This window comes from Arthrobacter sp. NA-172 (assembly GCF_043952055.1).
In the GTDB taxonomy this organism is placed as follows: Bacteria; Actinomycetota; Actinomycetes; order Actinomycetales; family Micrococcaceae; genus Arthrobacter.
In genome coordinates, this window is sequence record NZ_JBINOT010000001.1 from 2,178,085 (window position 1) to 2,196,781 (window position 18,697).

The 18,697-nt window shown below is 62.4% G+C and carries 14 protein-coding genes and 2 pseudogenes; 3 read left to right on the forward strand and 13 right to left on the reverse strand.

Annotated elements, in window-relative coordinates; translation table 11 throughout:
* Positions 1-92 precede the first annotated feature (92 nt).
* On the forward strand, positions 93-752 hold the full coding sequence (locus tag ACF0H6_RS10795; protein WP_395249594.1) for a histidine phosphatase family protein: 660 nt from the start codon (positions 93-95) through the stop codon (positions 750-752).
* A 124-nt stretch (positions 753-876) separates the two neighbouring features.
* Positions 877-1,381, forward strand: a pseudogene (locus ACF0H6_RS10800) (GNAT family N-acetyltransferase).
* A 41-nt stretch (positions 1,382-1,422) separates the two neighbouring features.
* Here the strand turns inward: ACF0H6_RS10800 and ACF0H6_RS10805 are convergent.
* The gene (locus ACF0H6_RS10805; RefSeq protein ID WP_395249595.1) at positions 1,423-2,316 is read right to left on the reverse strand and encodes a cytochrome c oxidase assembly protein; all 894 of its coding nucleotides are present in this window, start codon (positions 2,314-2,316) and stop codon (positions 1,423-1,425) included.
* A 242-nt stretch (positions 2,317-2,558) separates the two neighbouring features.
* On the opposite strand from ACF0H6_RS10805, the gene ACF0H6_RS10810 reads away from it, so the two are divergent.
* A complete protein-coding gene (locus tag ACF0H6_RS10810) occupies positions 2,559-2,993 on the forward strand; it encodes an acyl-CoA thioesterase (RefSeq protein ID WP_078107214.1) in 435 nt (144 codons plus the stop codon).
* 42 nt (positions 2,994-3,035) lie between these two features.
* Here ACF0H6_RS10810 and ACF0H6_RS10815 read toward each other — a convergent pair.
* The 12 genes and pseudogenes from ACF0H6_RS10815 to ACF0H6_RS10870 all read right to left on the reverse strand — a co-directional run.
* Positions 3,036-4,226 (reverse strand): annotated as a pseudogene (locus tag ACF0H6_RS10815) (amidohydrolase family protein); the annotation flags it as partial.
* Between the two features lie 6 nt (positions 4,227-4,232).
* Positions 4,233-4,688, reverse strand: coding sequence for a GAF domain-containing protein (locus tag ACF0H6_RS10820; RefSeq protein WP_395249596.1), 456 nt, complete (start codon positions 4,686-4,688; stop codon positions 4,233-4,235).
* Positions 4,672-6,216, reverse strand: coding sequence for a helix-turn-helix domain-containing protein (locus tag ACF0H6_RS10825; RefSeq protein ID WP_395249597.1), 1,545 nt, complete (start codon positions 6,214-6,216; stop codon positions 4,672-4,674). Before ACF0H6_RS10825 ends, ACF0H6_RS10820 begins: the two co-directional genes overlap by 17 nt.
* Positions 6,209-7,189: a DUF917 domain-containing protein gene (locus ACF0H6_RS10830; RefSeq protein ID WP_395249598.1), complete on the reverse strand. Its 981-nt coding sequence runs from the start codon at positions 7,187-7,189 to the stop codon at positions 6,209-6,211. Before ACF0H6_RS10830 ends, ACF0H6_RS10825 begins: the two co-directional genes overlap by 8 nt.
* Positions 7,190-7,291: 102 nt before the next feature.
* Positions 7,292-8,602 carry a methylhydantoinase gene (locus tag ACF0H6_RS10835; RefSeq protein WP_395249599.1) on the reverse strand — a complete coding sequence of 437 codons (1,311 nt, stop codon included), beginning with the start codon at positions 8,600-8,602 and terminating at the stop codon, positions 7,292-7,294.
* 124 nt (positions 8,603-8,726) lie between these two features.
* Entirely contained in the window at positions 8,727-9,710 is a 984-nt protein-coding gene (locus ACF0H6_RS10840; protein ID WP_395249600.1) for an ABC transporter permease, read from the reverse strand.
* 9 nt (positions 9,711-9,719) lie between these two features.
* Complete coding sequence (locus ACF0H6_RS10845) at positions 9,720-11,246, reverse strand: sugar ABC transporter ATP-binding protein (RefSeq protein WP_395249601.1); 1,527 nt, start codon at positions 11,244-11,246, stop codon at positions 9,720-9,722.
* Between the two features lie 93 nt (positions 11,247-11,339).
* The gene (locus tag ACF0H6_RS10850; protein WP_395249602.1) at positions 11,340-12,362 is read right to left on the reverse strand and encodes a sugar ABC transporter substrate-binding protein; all 1,023 of its coding nucleotides are present in this window, start codon (positions 12,360-12,362) and stop codon (positions 11,340-11,342) included.
* Between the two features lie 25 nt (positions 12,363-12,387).
* Positions 12,388-14,061 carry a hydantoinase B/oxoprolinase family protein gene (locus ACF0H6_RS10855; protein ID WP_395249603.1) on the reverse strand — a complete coding sequence of 558 codons (1,674 nt, stop codon included), beginning with the start codon at positions 14,059-14,061 and terminating at the stop codon, positions 12,388-12,390.
* 11 nt (positions 14,062-14,072) lie between these two features.
* Positions 14,073-16,124: a hydantoinase/oxoprolinase family protein gene (locus tag ACF0H6_RS10860; RefSeq protein ID WP_395249604.1), complete on the reverse strand. Its 2,052-nt coding sequence runs from the start codon at positions 16,122-16,124 to the stop codon at positions 14,073-14,075.
* A 389-nt stretch (positions 16,125-16,513) separates the two neighbouring features.
* A complete protein-coding gene (locus tag ACF0H6_RS10865) occupies positions 16,514-17,263 on the reverse strand; it encodes an SDR family oxidoreductase (protein ID WP_395249605.1) in 750 nt (249 codons plus the stop codon).
* A gap of 57 nt (positions 17,264-17,320) precedes the next feature.
* On the reverse strand, positions 17,321-18,661 hold the full coding sequence (locus tag ACF0H6_RS10870; RefSeq protein WP_395249606.1) for an MFS transporter: 1,341 nt from the start codon (positions 18,659-18,661) through the stop codon (positions 17,321-17,323).
* Positions 18,662-18,697: the final 36 nt, after the last annotated feature.

The window sequence follows — 18,697 nt, forward strand, 5'->3', positions numbered from 1 at the left end:
TCAGGTGCCGGGCCTGATTGGCTAAAAGAGTCGGGCCAGACCGCCGCGTTGGCCTGGGCTTCCCCCAAATCGACGTAAGGAATTGTGTCAGCATGAGGCTCTTACTTATCCGTCACGGACAAACCCCTGGCAACGTCCTGGGGCAGCTGGACACCGCCTTCCCGGGTCCGGGGCTGACTGACCTCGGCGAACGTCAGGCCGCGGCACTTCCGAAGTCCCTCTCCAACGAAGCCGTCACTGCCATCTATGCATCCACGCTGATCCGCACCCAGCTGACGGCAGCTCCTCTCGCAAAAGCCTTGGGGCTGGAGGCCACCGTTTTGCACGGTCTGCAGGAGATTGAGGCCGGCGCACTGGAGAAGCTCACCGACCACGAATCGCATCACCGGTACATGAGCACAGTTTTTGCGTGGACAGGCGGCGAACTGGACGTTCGAATGCCGGGAGCGGGCAACGGCCACGAGTTTTTCGCCCGTTACGACGCAGCCATTGCCAAGGTCGCAGCGGCAGGCGACCAGACCGCCGTTGTCGTCAGCCATGGTGCCGCGATCCGGTGTTGGGCCGGCCGGCGGGCCGCAGATGTCGGCCGGGAGTTCGCGGCAACCCACCAGTTGCAGAATACCGGAATCGTGGCGCTCGAAGGCGATCCGGATAGCGGCTGGCGATTGCTGCACTGGGACCAGAGCCCCGTGGGCGGGCTTGCCCTGGCCGACCGGAACGCCGAAGATCCCACGGGCGACGCCGTCGATTGACGGCACTCTCAAGGCCCGGACCGACGCGCCAGTATTTCTCCGGACGCTTACGCGTACGAAACACCGCGGTAACCCCCGTTTCCTAGGCTTGATTTGCATAACCCCTCCGGCGAAAGAGGTTCCGATGCAGACTAATCCGCGGCTCAACATCAGACAGGTCACCTGGGCGAACCCTGTGGGCGCAGACCTCCGCTCAGCGCAGCAAGCGGAACTGGACACGCGGTTCGGCAACTCTGACCATGCAGCCAGGACCAGCACCATCGGAAGCGGACACTGCCGTTTTCGTCGTCGCGTACGAAAAGTGCTCAGGGCAGCCCCTCGGGTGCGGCGGGCTGAGAATTCTCGACGCCAAAACCGCAGAAATCAAGCGCCTTTACGTTGTTCCGTACGCCCGGGGCTCGGGAGTTGCAAGTTCAATCCTCGCCGCACTGGAAGCGCAAGCACATGCCCACGGATTCAGCGTGATCACGGCGGAGGCAGGGTCAGCGCAATCAGACGGCCGGAGTTTCTACGAGAGCGCCGGCTTCGCCGCAGTGCCCAACTTCGGCCCGTACATCGGCATCAGTCACTCCCAGTGCTACGCGAAGCCCATCGATTCGCACAGCGCCTCGCATACGGCAATGGCGTAGGACACACCCTCCGTAGCCCGTAAAACCTGACACCGGCCGCCTTACTCCTGGCTGCGTCCACCCTGCCCAAGATGGGCCCGGTTCAGCGCTTCGATCTCGTCATCGCTGAGCTCGTCAAAGCTCCGCGCCTCGTGCTTATCGCTGCGGGAGAATCGGACGAACATCAGGATGATGAGGGGAAGGTCCACGATCTCGGCGAGGAACCACATCAGGTCCCCTGCGAGTTGTTGATCCCGCAGCGGTGAGGGGAACCAGCCTTGCTGATTGCCCAAGACCGGGGGTGCGCCATCGAGAATTCCCGGGCTGAGCCGCATCAGAACCCCAGGTACTGCGTCGGCGAGCAGCTCAATGAACACAAAAATGAACTCGACAACAATGAGTGATCCAGTGCGTCCTGCCCCGTCTTCCATAATCGGAACCGTCATCAGGAGACCCATGACAGGCACCAGTAAAGTCAGGATGATATCGGCAGCCGGGTTGGTCCTGAGGACGTAGAAGAGCGGCGTCAGGAACACCGTGAACATGGCAAGTCCCAGAAGTGCCGCCACGAGCGTGTTGCTGAGCATGCGAACAAGCCGGTGCGCGAGGACCGCTTCAACCCTCGCAGCGCCTACGGGGCCGAGGGTCTGCCGTGCAAGTGTCAGCGGTTTACCCAGGCCAATCAACAGCGGGACCACAAACAGGTAAGACGTCACCTTAAGGGTGAACGCCCACCGCAGATCGTGGCTGTAGGTGCCCGGGAAGCCGAAGCTCAGTGCCGCGAAACTACCGAGCCCGAGGGCAAAGAAGGCGAATGAGTTCCACAAAGGCCAGCGGACATCGCGGCGTTTGGCAGCCGCCAGACCCTTTGAATACAGAATGATGGCGGCAACAAAAATGACCAAGGCAGGCCAATTCATCGACCAGGCGCCCAGCACAACGCTCAATGGGGGCATGTCAGCGGCCCCGTCCGGAAGGCAGGGGGGTCAGGCCACCGCCGTCGGTCAGGCCACCGCCGTCGTTATTTGGTGAAATATTCATGGTGTTCCTCCAGCGCGTTCCCGGTTGCCGCTTGGTGCGCGAATCGGCGTGTCTTGTTGTGCGCTGAACCGGGTGCACCATATCCATGTTACGGAGTCGCGCCAAGCATGGCACGCCGCAGGCGACGCAGGCGCCCGCCCTCGGCTAATCTCGCATTATGGAAAAGGCTGACATCACATTCCGGACCCGCAAGTGGATACGCCCGGAGGACCTCAACGCCAACGGCACGCTGTTCGGTGGAAGCCTGCTGAAATGGATCGACGAGGAAGCGGCAATCTACGCAATCCTCCAACTCGGAAACGGCCGTGCCGTCACCAAGTACATCTCCGAAATCAACTTCGTCAGCTCGGCCGTCCAGGGCGATCTGGTGGAGATGGGTCTGACGGCAGTCCGTTTCGGCCGGACGTCACTGACCATGCGCGCGGAAGTGCGCAATATGATCACCCGCGACAGCATCCTGACCATTGAGGAAATCGTGTTCGTCAACCTCGGGCACGACGGCCGGCCGGAACCGCACGGCTACACGGAAATCACCTATGACCGTGACCGCATCCCCACGCACCACTTGACGCAAGCCCTCCAGGAGGACTGAGCGTCCCGCTAGCGGTGTGCGAGGGCCATGGCCGTCCTTGATGACCGTGCGCGTCCGGTCTTCGTCCCAAAGGATCGAAGGCTCATCGAACGGATTTCCGTCCAGGATGACCATGTCTGCGCACGCACCGGGCGCTATGCGCCCGAGATCGTCACGCCGCAACAGGGAAGCATTCGTTGAGGTCGCCGATCGGAGGGCTTCGAATACCCCCAGGGCCTCGCATTGCAGGCGGAGTCCAGCCAGCTGCTCGTCCTCCAGTTCACCCATCAGGTCCGTCCCGAAGCCAATCCGCACCCCCGCGTCGCGGGCCAATTGGACAGCCTTCCGGCCAGCATCCAGTACTTCCCGGTTCTTCGCCGCGCCAACCGCCGTAAGCCCGATTTCCGCCCCACGCCGGTTCATCGCATCGTAAGTCACCAGCGTAGGCACCAGATAGACCTCGTTCTCGGCCATCAATTGTGCGGTTTCGGCGTCAAGCAGATTTCCGTGTTCGATGCAGCGAACGCCGTTGAGCACCGAATGACGGATGGCCTCAGGCGAATATGCGTGCGCCGTAGCGTAGGCTCCGCGCCGGGTGGCCTCTTCCGTGACGACTCGGATTTCGGCCGCACTGTATTGGGGAACGCGGATCGGATCCACGGGCGAGATGACTCCGCCCGAGGTCATGAGCTTGATGGCGATGGCACCGGTGCGGAACCGGTGGCGTACTGCCCGGAGCAAATCATCCGGGCCGTCGACGACTTCACACATGTGGCCACCGTGAAAGCAGCCGCCGTCGTTCGCAGCTCGGATGTCACCGTGACCCCCCGTCTGGCTTAGCGCGGGACCCGTGAAGAAATACCGAGGTCCCGGATAAAGGCCCTCCTCGATGGCGGTGGCCAGGCCAATGTCGCCGCCGGCCACATCACGTACGGCTGTGAAGCCCCGCGCCAAGGCGGCCTCAAGGCGACGCGCACCGGCCAGGGCGGAATAGCTCAGGGGCCCAGTCTCGTTCGTGGCCGACGTCAGGCTGAGTGCATAAGCATGGAAATGGGCGTCGATAAGTCCCGGGATCACGGTACGGCCGCCAACGTCCAGGACGCGTCCGGCCTCGTCGAAGCCCTTCCCGGCAGCGGTGATCCGGCCGTCATGGACGGTAATGGATCCTTCGCGCAGATTCGGAGATTCGCCGTCGAAGATCAGTGCGTTCCGGATAGTCAGTGTTCCGGGCGGATAGTCTCTCACGTGCGCCATCCCTTCCTAGTCAGTTGACTTGAGGGCGTCTTCGAAAAGACGGACCGAGCGCGTGGCGATGTCGACGGCAGCGTCCACCGACTTTTGGTCGTAGCTGCCTTCCGGCCCGAGAAAATTCATGGACCCGATGGTCCGGCCGCTGCTCACGACCGGAACGTTGACAATAGCCCCGCACTCAAGCGACTCAATTGTTGCGAAGTCAAAGAAGAACGCCCGGACCGCTTCCTTGTCAGGGCCGAAAAAAGGTTGCTGCCCTCTGATGACCTGTTCCAGCCACACCGGATTCGTATCCCCGGCAAAAGTCTTCTTTCCGCCGACAGGGTAAACCTCGGGGTGCGTAGTGTAAATACGCGCCATGCTGGTGCCTGAGTCGGCCACCACGGAAGCAGTGAACAGGTTCACCCCGACCGCATCGCGGGCGGCGTTGTACACATCATCAAAGGAATCAAACTGGGAACTCATGAGAGCCTTTCTGGTTTTCGACGGGATCTTTGGAAGTGGCCTTGTCCTCCGTGGATCGCCGTAGCGCATTGGCGATCAGGTGGACGGAAAGAAGTTGGGAGGGAGCGTCAAGCGGAACACCCAGCTCCCGGGCCCGGGTGAGCCTGGCCTGCAGGGTGTTCCTGTGAAGGTCGAGCGACTTCGCCGCGAGGCTGACTGAGCCTCGGTGGTCCAGGAAGGCCGCCAAGGATGTGATGATCACGTCCCTGTCGGGACAGGCCATCAGGCGCGGGAGCGTCAGCTCGGCCACGAGCACGACGGCGTCTATGTCGACGAAGGTCGTGGCCGCGCCGACTCCGAGACCGGCAAAGCCCAGAACGGTACCGGGCCCCCTAGACCGCGCGGATTCAGCAGCCAACCGGGCCTCCCGGACGATTGAGGGAAGGACGGGGGCGTCGTCCTGCCATCGGGACAGTCCGGCCACGAGCCCGAGCTCGGCAAGAGCCTGCCCGAGCCTGGCCCTGACCCGTACCTCCAACTGGGCAGCGGCATTCTGCTGACTAGCCGGGACGAGCGCCAGCCAGCCATCTTGAACCTCGGCCAAGGGGCTGCGTACCGCGACCTTGTGCCACAGCAGGCGCAGCACAGCCGTCAGCTCGGGGCGATGGTCCTGCACCGGTCCGTTGCGGATCCATACCGCCACGTAATGTTGCCCTTGGCGCCAGCCAAGCTGGGTTAGCAAGTGCCTGTGTTCTTCCTCGAACAGCTCGCCAGACGAACCGGGGACTTGGTCTAGCCCGGTGAGTGCCGCGGTAGGAGCGGCGCGGACCGCGTCGAGGAAGTCACGGGCCAGCCACGCAGCCTTGACTGAAGGAGTTGCCACCTCAAGGATCGAGCGAACAAGCCGGAGGTTGTGGATTCCGGATGTGGGCACGCGGGCCGTGAGGGTGGAAAAGGCGGCATTGCCGGCACCGCGGACGTCCACGCTGATGACTTCGTCGACCTCCCGTGCAGGCATGCCCGCCGCGGCCAGGACCACGTCGTTGTACTCCAGAGTGACTCCAACCCCGTCAAGCTCCCTTGAGATCGTCTTGAGGACAGCGTCAAGGGTGGTGTCCTTGGCAACGGCGCGGGCAAACCGGGCCAATTCAGCATCGACCACGGACAAGGCCGCTCCGATCTCGGCCGCCAATGCCAAAGCAACGGCAGCAGGGTCCCCATCTGCAGCCAGCAGGGTGATACCCAGGCGCTCGGCGAGGCCGATCACCGCCGTCGAGTGGTTGTTTCCGACCACAACCGCGCTGGCCCTCCGCTCCCACGCGTGCCGCAGCGCGGCGGACACCAACCAACCGCCTGAACCCATCTCTGCCGAGAGGACGACCACTGTGTTAGGCCGCACCCGCCGGATTGCCTCAAGCTGGGAGACGAGAACCACGCTCTCGATCACGCCGCTGGATGGAGTGAGATACAGCGGCGTGGTACCACGGAGGGAACCGTGCGCCAGAAGCCCCGCGACGTCGAGCCGGCTTTCATTTTTAGGCCTACTCATGCCGCCGCCCCGGGTGGGCGACCGGGATGCCGAAGGCCCTTGGCTCGGCGAGATCCAGGCCCGCCTCGGTGTACCACTGCGAGGCCGCGGTGATCTTCACGATGTCCATGACATCGCCCACCTGCACATCGTCAATGGTGACTACAGTCCCATGCTCTGAATTGAGTAGCGAGACCATGTCCGGGACGGCGGCCGCGATGGCGCCGTCGACGAGGACCAGCAGGATCTCGTTCTGTACTTCCAGGCGGATGATTTGCCCCGATCTTTCGTCGACAAGCGTCACGCTGGACGGCAACGCCGGAATGCCGAGGTCCGACGGCCGGGACAGGCCTTCGACGTGGCTTACACGTGCCCTGGCGATCCGTGTGGCACCGAGGAATTCGTTGAGTTGTTGGAACTTGCGTTCAACAGAGGCCCCGGCGTCGAGAATTTCCCCGATCCGTATCATTCGACTGATGGAGCCGTGGACACCGTGCTCCTGCATTTGGCGCGCCGAGCACGGATACATGGCGGTGGCAGCCCAACCACCAAGCTCGGTGACAAGCGCCCGTACTAGCGTCTCGGCCCGCTGCGGACTGTCGACCTCAACAACCGCCCGTTCCCCGGTTACCCCCATGAGCGCGATAGGGCCAATCGCGACGTTTCCAATGTTCAGCGTTGTTTGGCTGATCAGGGGGAAAACACGACCCATAGGGTCCGAATCAATGACCGGCAGCGAGGATTGCAGCCCGACCATAAGTGGGACGATTCCGTTGATGTTGGCGGCTGCGAGCGAATAGATCGCCCGCACCGGCCGGCCGAGGTTCGTTTCGATCGCACGGATGCAACCGATGAACTCATCGCCCACGGGAGGCATATCCGCAATGAAGAGACCCTGAGTCACCATTCCGATCGCCACCACAAGGTCATCGGGCTCCAGCTCATCGATCGTGACCAGCTCCAAGGTCCGGTTCTCCATCGCCTTCGTAATCATTTCGGCGTAGATATAGATGGCAGTCGGGTCGATGGTGCAAGCCAGCGAAATGGGCCCCGGTGCGGAGGTGCCGGACGTCTTCGGGAGTGAGTTGCGTCCTCATCAGGCGACGCCCGGGTCCGCGGCGGAAAGCGCCCGACCGTGGCTTTCGGCGGCGTCTTCCCGGCTGTTCCCCGAGGTCTCACCGGCGGCTTGGACACGGATCCGCACGATGCCGGGATTGCCGTAAGGCATGGCATAGACGTTTGATTCAACGATGCGGGTCTGCCCAGGACTTGCCCCCAACTGGACCGCTACTGATTCGGCGTCTTCTTCGGCGCGGGCCTGTACTTGTTGCAGGTCCTCCCGCCCGCTGACGGTCTCGAGCCTGTCGATCCACGCGGTCAGGGGCGCGACGGCGGATCCCAGCTGCGCGGCGTCGTGCGTCGTTACCAGTGTGGGAACCAGCCCGAACGGCAAGGGGATCTCCTGGCTGTGACGGAAGTCGGCGATGACTGAGGGGACTTCCGGGCGGATGGGGTGGTCCGCCGTGTATGGTTCGACGACGGCGGCGTTGCTCGCCAAACTCGCCTCATACCCTTGGCGGATGAGGCTTCGTGTTGCGGGAAGGCCACCGCGGACTTGGCCCACAGTAACGCCGCTGTCCGTGCACATGACGATTTCGCCGTCAAGGGTTCCAGCCAAGGTGGCCGCCCCGAGGACCTGCATGGCTGGTTCGGGGCGCAGCCCTTGAATCGGAATCACCGCAAGCCGCGCCAAGGGAGCGCGGCCGCCGTCATTCTTGGCAAACCACATCGCGGCGGCGGGGAGATGCCTCCGCCCCGCATCTTCGAGCATCGCGGCCAACTCTTCGGCAGTGTCCATCAGGGCGCTGTTCAAGATGGCGGTGTAGTCGCGGTCGCGAAAGACGCTCGAATAGAAATCGCTGGAGATGCTGATGCGCATGTCGCTGTCAACGGACAGGATGGCATCGGCGATGCGCGTCTCGTGATCCTTTGACGCCGTCGAACCCACCGAGGTGATCGCCACATTCCGCACATCCCCGGACAGAATGTCCGGAAGTGCGGCCGAGAATGCTTCCAAGCCCAACGGCGCGAGTGGACGTCCCCGCAAGTCGTGGCCACCGCATACATGGACTGTCCGGGCTACCGCGGGTTCGACAAGGGCTGGTAGTCCGCTCACGTGGAACGCGTCCGCAGGCGGCCTGGGCGAAATCCGGATCGCGATAACACGGGCAAGCTTCCTCGCTGCCAGCACGCGCCCGACGTCGGCAGTGATGTCAGTGATGGCCTGGCCGTACTCTCGAACCAGCCTCCGAAAAGCGGTATCGATCGCCTCCTCAAGGCCGGCTCCGGGCGCCGAAGCGCGCTCGCTTTCCTGAAGCGACACCACGCTACCGCCATCCAAAACCATGGTCCTGCAGCTTGCCCCTTGGAGGCGCAGCCCTACTCGCATTGATCAGCCTCCTGTTCGGCCTTCTGCCGCTCCCCCGCCGGTCCGTGAGCGTGTCCCATAAATATAGAGTCCTCGGGCAGGCCTATCTGCTCGGCTTCCGGAAGAACAATCCGTCCGCGGCAACTGCGATCAAGATGAGGACGCCGGTCACTACTTGCTGGTAGGTAGTGTCCCAGTGCAGCAAGTTGAAGCCATTGCCGATCACGGTGAGGATCATGACCCCAACGAAAGCCCGCCACATAGCGCCCTGTCCGCCGAGGATGCTGGTGCCGCCGATGACCACGGCCGCAATCGCCGTGAGTTCGACACCCATCGCCATGGCGGGTTGGGCCGAACCGGCGCGCGAGGCGAGGATCATCCCGGCCATCGCCGAACACAGGCCGCTGATGGCGAAAACAGCCACGTGGATGGAACCAGTCCGGATGCCACTGAGCCGCGCCGCCTCCTTATTGCCGCCCACGGCGTAAATCCTGCGGCCGAATGTAGTGCGCCACAAGACGATTCCCAACACGATAGTCACAGCGACCATGAGCACGGAACCGGCAGTAAGACCAAAGAGGCTTGGCCATGTCCAGGTCTGAAAGGAGAAAAGCTGCTCGGGCAAAGGGGCAACAATGGCGCCACCTGTAATCACGATTGCGAGGCCGCGGTAGATGATACTCACCGCGAGCGTTCCTATGAACGAGTTCACCTTCGTTCCGACCACGATCAGGCCAGTGACCGTTCCTAGGGCAGCCCCCACCAGCAATGCGCCGATGAACCCCGCGGCCACGCCGAGGTGCTGGGTGATCATTACTCCTGCGATGGCGGAGACGGCCAGGTTCGCCGTGGACGAAAGGTCGAATACCCCGCTGATGATGCAGAGTGTCGCGGCAGCCGCCAGAAGCCCTACGATCGCGGCTTGGTCGAACAGGTTGACGAAGTTGCGGCCCGTGAGGAACGTTCCGGTATTGAGGGTCAGGAACAACATGATGGCGATCAGCCCAAAGACGATCCCGAAATCCCTGACATTGAGTTTGAACTTCTTTTCCGCCCGCGTGGACACGGCAACGGTAGCTGTGGTCATGTGATTCACCTATTTCAGAAAAGCGGAAGTCATGACTTCATCGCGGGAGGCGTTCCGGTCGAATTCTGCAACGATGCGGCCCTGCCTCATGACATGGATTCTGTGGGAGAGTCCGATGACTTCTTCAAGCTCGGAGCTGACGACGATGACGGCCGTGCCCTTTGCTGCGAGGTCAACGATCATCCCGTGGATGCGGGCCTTGGCTGCGATGTCGACTCCCCGGGTGGGTTCGTCCACCAACAGGACCGCTGGAGGGTTGAGCAGCCACTTCGCAAAAAGCGCCTTCTGCTGGTTTCCCCCGGACAGATTGGCAACGGGCGAGCCGGGCCGGGCGCCGCGCATATCGACGGAGCTGCTGATGGTCGAAACCGCTGATTTCTCCCGGGCGCGCCTGACAAAGCCGGCCGTTGCACGATCCGACAAGGTGGCGAGGGCAATGTTCTCCTCAACCGGCCGGGACATGACCAGGCCCTGCTCTTTTCGTGACTCGGGCACGAGGGCTATTCCGGCTTTGATGGCTTCCCGGATGGAGTTGGCACGAAGGCGACGGCCATTGATTTCAATGTGCCCCGCAGTGGTCCGGTCGGCGCCGAACATGGCGAGCAAAGTCTCGCTGCGGCCACTACCCACCAAGCCTGCGATACCCAGGATTTCGCCTTGGCGGACCGTGAAGGAAAGGTCTTTTACCTTCGACGTGCACAGCCCGCTCACCTGGACCACCGTTTGGGCTTCGTCCGGCACAGGCGGGATCTCCGGGAGGAGGAAGTCGACCTCCCTGCCGACCATCAGGCCCACCAGCGTCTCCGGGGTGTGCTTCGACGCGTCTTCGGTGATGATGTGCTGCCCGTCCCGGAGGATGGTCACACGGTCCACCAAGCCCAGCACCTCCTCCAAATAATGGGACACGAGGATGACCGTGGTTCCTGAGTTGGCCAGGCTCCTGATCACCGTCAGCAGTTTTGCTTTCTCGGCCTCATTGAGGACCGCCGTCGGCTCATCCATGCAGAGCACCTTGGCACCGCGGGCGAGGGCCTTCAGGATTTCCACCTGCTGTTGTTGGCCGATGGGAAGAGACCCGGCAATCGCCCGCGGGTCCAGCTCAAAGCCCGTCTCTTCCAGAAGGCGCTCAAAGTGCTCAGCATCCCGGCTTGGGCGGAGCATGCTTCCGGTGTTGGCCCACCTTCCAAGAAAGACGTTTTCCAGCACGGAAAGGCCGGGGATGAGTGCGAGTTCCTGGGAGATGAGGGAAATTCCTTGGGCGATCGCGTCCCGCGGCTCGGCGATCCTTGCCTCGCGCCCGTCAAGCTTCACGACGCCGGAATCGGCAACGATAGCGCCACCGAGTATCTTCAGGAGCGTGCTCTTGCCTGCTCCGTTTTCCCCCATGATGCCGTGGATTTCTCCCGGAGCGATAGACAGTGTGACGTCCCGCAATACGGTGCTGGCGCCATATCGTTTTCCGATTCCGGAGACGCTGATTTCCGGAGCGGCACTTCGAATGATGCGCCCTGGTGTATCCACCTGTTGTATAGCCATTTTGACCTCTGGAGACGGATGGGGGATTTGGCCGGCCTCACCGTGCCCGGGCATTCCGCCCGGGCACGGTGAGTCCGCTGGGGGGATGATCGGTTAGTCCGAGTACTTCGAGACGTAGTTCACGGCGTCGAGCGCTTGCTTAGTGCCCTTGGCCTTGTTGGGGGCCAGGCTTGCCTCATCAACAGCGCTCTCCACTTGTTGACCCCTGGCTTTGGCAAGGCCCAGCTCGGTGGCTTTGGCGCCGTTGGCCACAACGTCGCTGACGTAGATGGAGAACCATTTACCGGAGCGGACGGCGTCGACGTTTGAGGTGGACGCGCCATTGCCGATGAATTTGATGTTGCTGTTGCCGGCTACTGCGGCAGCGCCTGTGATGGCCTGGGACGCGCCAATGACGACGTCCACATCCGGGGTCGCTTGTGAAACGTTCTGGAATGCCTGACGGCCGCTGTCCTGGGTATAGCCGCCTTCAACACTGGCCACGAGCTTGATCTTCGGGTCGGTGGCCAGTTCAGCCTTCACCGCATCAGTTCGGGCGTTGTCCAGCGGGAGGGACTTGAAACCCTCGAGGTAGGCCACCTTGCACGTGCTTTTGGCCACCTGGGCGCAGGCTTCCTTGCCCATGACGCCCAGCATTTTTCCGTTGCTGGTGGGAAGGTCAACGATGCTGATGGCGCCCGGAACCTGGGGCTGGATAGTGTCGAACTTGGGGCCGACAACGGAGAATTCGACCACCACGGTAATGCCGGCCTGAACGGCCTGCTGTAAGGGGGCAATCAAGGCCTGGTTGTCGTTCGCTTGGACAACGATCACTTCGAATTGCTTGGAAGTGACCGCGTCTTGAATCTGCTGGACCTGGGTCTGCGCGTTGAAGTTCGGATCAACGAAGGTAGCGGTGGCATTGTGGTCCTTTGCCGCCTGCTGAACACCGAGGAAAGTTCCCTGGGCGAAACCGTTCGACTTGGCGAAGCCGAAGAAACCTACGTGGAGGGGCTTGTTGGCGTCTGCCGTCGAAGCTGGTCCAGCGGCGGCCTGGGTGGGCGGAGTACAGGCTGACGTCAGCAAGGCAAGCCCGATGAGGGCAGCAGCCGCAGCTGATCTTTTGATGTTTTTCATGGAAGGCGACTTTCTGTTGGCGGGGTTAATATCCGTAATGGGTCTTGGCAAAGTCTTCGGTGATGAAGCCGTTGACGATGTCGTAGGTGATGTCATCGCGCGAGCGTTCGGCAACATCTCCGAAGCCGCCTCCGCCGCCGACAGCCAGACGGACGACGTCGCCCGCCTTGACCTTCCGGGCGTTTGCTTTCAACGTGCGGACCTCGTCGCTGCGTCCGGGATTGAAGATAACCTCGGGACCTTGCGCGTCCGAGCCGCCGAAAAGTCCCCAGGCGGGAGTCTTCGACCTTTCGAACCAGAGCCCCACCACACAGTCGGCCAGGAATTCGTACTCACGCACCACTCCGTTGCCGCCTCGCCACTGGCCTGGTCCACCCGAGTTGGGGCGGATGGAGTACTCGTTGATCCGGAACGGGTAACGTGTCTCCAGCATCTCGATCGGAAGGTCCTTCAGCGATCCGTTGACGTTGTTGATCATGGCTGATTCGCCGTCGGTGCCCTGCCAAGCACCCCACCCGCCGAGCGTGGCCTCCATGGTGACGAAGTTGCGGCCGAAACGCGGGTCGAAGCCGGCCGCGGTGATGATCATAGAGTCGCCGTGGCTGGCGCTGGCGACCCTTTCCGGCATGGCCGGCGCCATGGCCTTCGAGACAAGGTCGATCAGCAAGCCGAGGTGGGAGAAGTACCACTGGCACGGTGCCGGAGCCACGGCACCCAGGACCGAACCCGACCGCACCTGGGTTGTCAGTGGCCGGAAAGATCCGCCGTTGGAATTGGAGTCCGGGCTGACGAGGAGCTTGTAGCCGACGCGCAACGCAGAGACAGCCTGGGCTGCGCCGCAGTTGACGGGACCCATGGTCTGGTCAGCCGACCCGGTGACGTCGAAATCAACGGTGTCGCCCGAGACGGTGATTTTCAGTTTGATCGGGATAGGGGTGTCAAGGTTGATTCCGTCGTTGTCCAGGACACCTTCGGCTTCGTAGATCCCGTCCGGGATATTGCGGACGGTCTCCCGCTCGATTTCTTCGGTCTGCCGGAAGATCTCGTCACGGGCGGCTTCCAGCTGTTCCATCCCGTAGCGGCCGACGAGCTCCTTCATCCGGGTGGTCCCCATGCGAAGTGCGGCGATCATCGCGTGCATGTCGCCGATCGTCTGGTAGGGGAACCTCACGTTCGTGCGGATCAGGTCTACGACGGACGTCTCGACCCCGGCTTCGATCAGTTTGACCGGGCCCATCCGGAAGCCTTCCTGGAAGATGTCCGTTGCGTCCATGGAACCGCCGACATCCTTGGACCCCATATCCATCCAGTGTGCTCGGGTGGCTGCGAAGCCGACTACTGCGCCGGCGTCGAAGATCGGGGCGAAAATGGTGACGTCGTTCAGGTGGGTTCCGCCAAGGTAGGAGTCGTTGAGGATCCAGATGTCCCCTTCCTTCCAGACCTCGCGGCCGTACAGCTCTTCGACCGCGATGGAACAGGTTTCGAGGTTGCCCAGGAACAGCGGCAAGCCTGCGGATTGGCCCAGAACACGATGCTCGGTGTCCAGGAGCGCCACGACGCAGTCCCCGCCTTCGTAGAGGATGGGAGAGTATGCCGATCGGATCAGGGTGGCGTTCATGTCATCCGCGGCGCTGGTTAGCGCGTTCCGGATGATTTCAACGGTGACTGGATCCAGGGTTTTGACTGCAGTGATTGTCATTTTTTGGTACCTCAGTTTCCTTCGACGTCTTGAGTGCGGATGACCAGGGAGCCGAATTCGTCGACAGTAACGTTGAACCCCGGGGGCACCACCGTTGTGGCAGTCTGCTCCACGATGATGGCGGGACCTTCAAACGTGTGGCCCGCAGCCAGATCGTCGCGACGGACGACGATTGTGGGGTGCTCCAGGTGTTCAAAGACCACCGGGCGGATCTCGTGCTTGAACTCGGCGCTCTCTGCGGTGGCGAAGAGGGGTGCCTCGAGGCGGCCGAGGTCGCCGACGGCCTGCGTCCGCAGCGCGACGATTTCAATGGGCGCCCCTGGGTTGGAATGCCCGTAACGCTCGTGGTACATCGTGGAGAAGCGGTCAGCCAGATTGGCGACGAAGCCGGCGGACTCGGGCTCGTCAGCGGACGCCAATGGAACGTTCAGGGAGAACTCCTGCGACTGGTAGCGCACGTCGACCGATGCTGTGGTGAGGCGGCTTTCCTCGGGAACGCCCTCGGAAACCAGCGAGCTCAGTCCCTCGATCTCCATGGACCGCAGGACACCGGCCATGTCGGCCACATCGATGTCCTCGTCGAGGTAGAAGTAGGGCTCCGAGAAGTCCTTGCGGATGTTGGTCTGCAGCATTCCCCAGGCGGAGAACGCGCCTGGGAACCGCGGGACTACCGTCTCGGGAATGCCCAGCTCTTTGGCGAGGAAGACGGCGTGCATGGGGCCGGCGCCGCCAAAGGCCACGAGGGCGAAGTCCCTGGGTTCGATGCCCCGGGAGATGGTGATGGTCCGGATCGCTTGAGCCATTTGGGAGTTTGCGACGTCGCAGATGCCTTCGGCCATGGCGATGGGATCCAGGCCGAGCTGGTCGCCCACCGTTTTCAGGGCGGTGATCGCGGCCTCACGGTTCAACGCCACTTGTCCGCCCGCGAACCAATCGGGATCTACGCGGCCAAGAACCAGGTTGGCATCGGTGACGGTGGGTTCGGTGCCTCCGCGTCCGTAGCAAGCCGGTCCCGGGTTGGCGCCGGCAGAGCGCGGGCCTACGCGGAGGCCACCGGCTTCAAGCCAGGCAACAGAGCCGCCGCCGGCGCCGACGGTGTGGATGTTGACCACGCTCATCAACATCGGGAGGCCTTCCAGATGCGCCTCGGTGGACACGTCAGGCTTGCCGTCCACCACGAGGGAGACATCGAAGGACGTTCCGCCCATGTCTACCCCGATCAGATTGCGGTTACCGGAAACACCAGCCAGTTCGACGTCGCCCATGGCACCGCCGACGGGGCCGGAGAGCAGCGTCTGAAGTGGACGTTTCCGTGCGGACTCAGCGGTAAGCACGCCCCCGGAAGACTGCATGATGTGCAGCGGGGCTTCCACACCCCGGCCTGAAAGTTTTTCTTCGAGGTCGAGAAGGTAGTTGCGCACCACGGGGCCGGTGTAGGCCTCGACGACGGCGGAGGAGGTGCGCTCATATTCGCGCCACTCCTTTGCGGCCTCGTGGGAAAGGGAAACGGTGAAGTCTTCGCCCAGTTCCTCAAGCAGGATTTCGCGGGCACGGAGTTCGTGGGCGGGATTCTTGTAGCTGAAGAGGAACGCGACGGCGACGGCGCCGTACCCCTCGTCCACAGCACGGCGCGCCGCCTGTCGGACGGCTACTTCGTCCAGGGGACGGATTTCCTGGCCCTGTCCGTCGAGGCGTCCTCCGACGCCGATTACGTCCTTTCGCTCGACCAGCGGGACCGGCTTCCGGTACTGGGCGTTGTAGAGCTCAAGGCGCGGACCGCGGGCGATGTGGTAGGTGTCCTCGACTCCGGCGGTGGCCAGCAGCAGCACGGGAACGCCGCGGCGTTCAAGGAACGCATTCAGGCCTTGGGTGGTGCCGTGAACCAGGAACTCGATCTCCGACAGGTCTGGAACAATGGATTCAAGTCCGGCAATCACGCCGGCGCTGAGGTTCCCCGGAGTCGTGGACGCCTTCGTGGCCGCATAAGTCCCGGCCTGCTGGTCATACGCGACGATGTCCGTAAACGTTCCGCCGATGTCCATCGACACCCTGTAGTTCGGCATGTATGTCTCCTCATGGTTCTGAATCTGAACTCGATGTGTGAGACATCACAATATAGACGGGGGTCGGGACAGGACTGGGCACACTGCACTATTTCGAGCGAGCCAGACAGGCATAATGCCTAACGCCATTGTGGCTCGCTCTATCGATGCAGGTCAGGTCTGAGTCTCTTCAGCTCATTAGCCGGGAGGTATTGGGGCCTTAGTAGCGGGTCCGGACTTGGGCCAGGCCCGCCTCAAGCGGCAGCCCCTTCTGAAAAGCTTCTTTCCCGGAAACGGGTGCTGGCGGCCGCGAGATGCGCGACCGCCAGCTTGTATTTCCGGTGACGGGAGTGTGATGCCACCGGAACCTTGGGCGCCTCAAGCGAGGCGTGTTGCCTCAAAAAAGAGGCTCATCGGCGGTCGAAGGTCAGACCGCCGGGGCCCTGGAACGTTGGCATCAATTCCAGCATGCCCACGTTGACGTGGCGCGGAGTTTCGATCGCGTAGTCGAGTGCATTGACGATGTCGTCAGTGGTCAGCGACTCGTAACCCTCGTAGTAGGTATTCCACGCTTCTTCCATGGCTTCCGGGGTGCCGCCCATGTTCCGGCCGAAGATCTCGGTTTCCACCCGGCCCGGGCAGATCTCGGTCACGCGGATGCGCTTGCCAACCGTGTCGTTCCTGAGCTGGCGGGAGATCTGGTGCACGGCAGCCTTCGTGGCGTGATACACCGTGTGGCCATAGAAGTTGTAGACCCCGGCGATGGAGCTGATGTTGATGATGTGGCCAAGGTCGCGCTCCACCATGCCCGGCAGGACCAGCCTCGTAAGCTGAAGCAGGCCGCGAAGGTTCACGTCAATGAGTTCGTCGATGTCCTGCTCGGACGAGTCCAGGATGTTGCCGGGCCGGGATACGCCGGCGCAGTTGACCAGGATGTCCACCTTCAGCTCGCTCACGACGGCGGCCAGCGCGGCCGTGTCGGTCAGGTCCACTACGTGGGGGACAGCTCCGGTGCGGTCGGCCAGTTCACTGAGGCGTTCCTCGTTGCGGGCCACGGCGTGAACTGTGAGGCCCCTCTTGGCGAGGCGTTCAGCGATGGCCGCGCCCATACCCGTCGAAGCTCCGGTGACGAGGGCGGTGGTGTAGTCAGAAAAAGACATCAGTTCTCCAAAAGGTGGGGAATGAAGGGCACCAGCGTGCCCGCAAGTCGGTTGAGGCTAAGCGTCGCGGAGAGGTTCGTGGGCCCGGTCCTTGACCGTGCTCACGGCTGCAAGCGTGCCGAGGGCCGTGATGACTGCGTAGAAAGCAGGCATGTAGATGTTGCCGGTGCTGCTGATCAGCCAGGTCATCAGCAACGGAGCAGTTCCGCCGAAGAGCGCGGAGGAGATGTTGTAGCCGAGGCCGTAGGCGGAGTACCGAACCCGGGTGGGGAACAGCTCAACAATCAGGATGTGGATGACGGCCGTGTGGCCGGCGAAGACGATGGCCATGATGGAGGCACCAAGGATAGCCAATCCCATGTTTCCTGTTGCGATGAGGGCGTAGGACGGGATGCCCAGGATGGTCATGGCGATGGCGGAGCCGGCGATGACCTTCTTGCGCCCAATGCGGTCGGACAGGGCGCCCATGAACGGGATGGCGATGCAGATGACAACCAGGCTGCAGGCGGTGATGAACAGCGCCTCGCCGATGGTGAAGTTAAGCTGCTTGCCCTTGAGGAACGTGGGCATGTAGGAGAACAGGACGTAGTAGCCGGAGCCGTTCATGAGCGGGATGAAGAGGGCCAAGACCATGGCCCGGCGGTGCTCAGCGGACTTGAATGCTTCCTTGAGCGGGTTCTTGGAAAGGCCGCCCTCTTCCTTGAGCTTTGTGAAGTTGGGGGTGTCCGCGATGGCCTTGCGGATGTACCAACCGATGACGCCCATGGGAATGGCGACCAGGAACGGAATGCGCCATGCGAAGGAGCCGAAGCCACCGCCGTCGATCGCGGCTTGGGTGAGCCAAGGAGACATGGAGAACGCTACAAGGGTGCCGGTGAGCAATGCTGCGAACGACGCGATCTGAGCATAGGAAGTGATGATGCCGCGTTTGCCTTCTGGGGCGTGCTCAGCCAGGAAGGTCATGGCACCTGCAGCTTCGCCGCCAACCGAGAAACCCTGAAGGAGCCGCAGGAGGACGAGCAGCACGGGGGCAACGATGCCGATGGCCGCATAAGTGGGCAGGACCCCGATTCCGGCAGTGGCAATACTGATCAAGAGGATCACGAAGACCAGTAGCTTTTGCCGGCCGATCCGGTCCCCCAAATAGCCACATACAACAGCGCCAAGAGGACGGACGAAGAAAGAGACCGCGTAGCCGGCGAACACGAAGAGAAGTGCGTTGTCCGGGTTGCCCGGGGCGAGGAACACCAAGGCAAGCGTTCCGGCCATGAAGGCGAAGATGCCATTGTCGTAAAGTTCCACGAAGATGCCAACGCAGCCTGCGGTGACAACCTTGCGCGTTTGACGGCCAGTGAGCCGTTCGTGCTGCACTTGTGCAGCGTTGGTGCTTGCGGTCATGACATTTCCTTCTTGATATTGAGCGTAGCAACGCCT